Origin of the sequence: Bartonella sp. AA83SXKL, assembly GCF_042196965.1 — a bacterium.
Lineage (GTDB): Bacteria > Pseudomonadota > Alphaproteobacteria > Rhizobiales > Rhizobiaceae > Bartonella.
The window spans coordinates 1-952 of record NZ_JBHIRG010000116.1; the positions used below are offsets into that span (position 1 = coordinate 1).

Annotated in this window: 1 protein-coding gene; it reads left to right on the top strand. The window is 35.5% G+C overall.

Going from position 1 to position 952, the window contains the following annotated elements; translation table 11 throughout:
- The first annotated feature begins 233 nt into the window (after positions 1–233).
- On the top strand, positions 234–860 hold the full coding sequence (locus tag ACFINO_RS10030; RefSeq protein ID WP_375630707.1) for a hypothetical protein: 627 nt from the start codon (positions 234–236) through the stop codon (positions 858–860).
- The last annotated feature ends 92 nt before the right edge of the window (positions 861–952 follow it).

The window sequence follows — 952 nt, forward strand, 5'->3', positions numbered from 1 at the left end:
GTGGAGCCTGCTGTGTATTTTCTGATGTCATAAAATACGCCCTCCAGATAATAAAAAACCCCGCATTTGCGGGGATTCAAAACTGCACTGTCCCTCGTTTAGATACAATACAACCAAGTACAGTGCTGTCATTAAATACGATTTGCTACACTTTGTCAACACTAAAATAACACATATTGATAATTTCAAAGGGAATCAGTTAAACAGCACTTATGAATAATTAAGGGTTCAAAATGATGAAATCATTATCCATAACACGCATCATAACATTTATAGCTTTCTTTTCTATATCAGCGCTACCTGCATCAGCGTCATTTGGATTTATAGACAAATTGACGCGTATGTTTACAAGTGTAGATACTATAGAGAAGTATAATCAACTTTACAATAAATACGTAAGTGAATCATATATTGGCTCTATGCATTCTGAAAAGGTACGCAAAGCAGAAGAACTTTCACTCAGAAATGGCGGAGAATATTCATTTTTTAACAAGGAAGATATATTGTATCGTCACATATCAGTTGTTGGTTGTGCATCCCTTATGAGTTTATTGCGGGGTGATTATAATAAGGAGATGTCGCAAATGGATCTACCCAATGTAATAAAGCGTTTACGCGATGAATATGATTGGAGTGAAAGCGATTTTATGTGGGCATACGACGTGGTCAATGATAACGAGGATCCAATGATTTATTATGCAAAAAAATTTATGACGGCTATAGATAAGCGTTACGATTTCAGAAAAGAACAAGTAGATAACATAGTATCTCACGTGAAAACAAATGATCATAAATGGTTAAAGGAACTCAGTGAACATTGCGGAAACTTACGAAGGATATACTATATAATGCAACCGTAATAGAGCTTGTCATTTACGATCAAAATGTTTCTGAAGCACATTAAGAGCAACGCGCAGTGAATTCACAAGGTGGGGTAGCATTTGATCTTCTA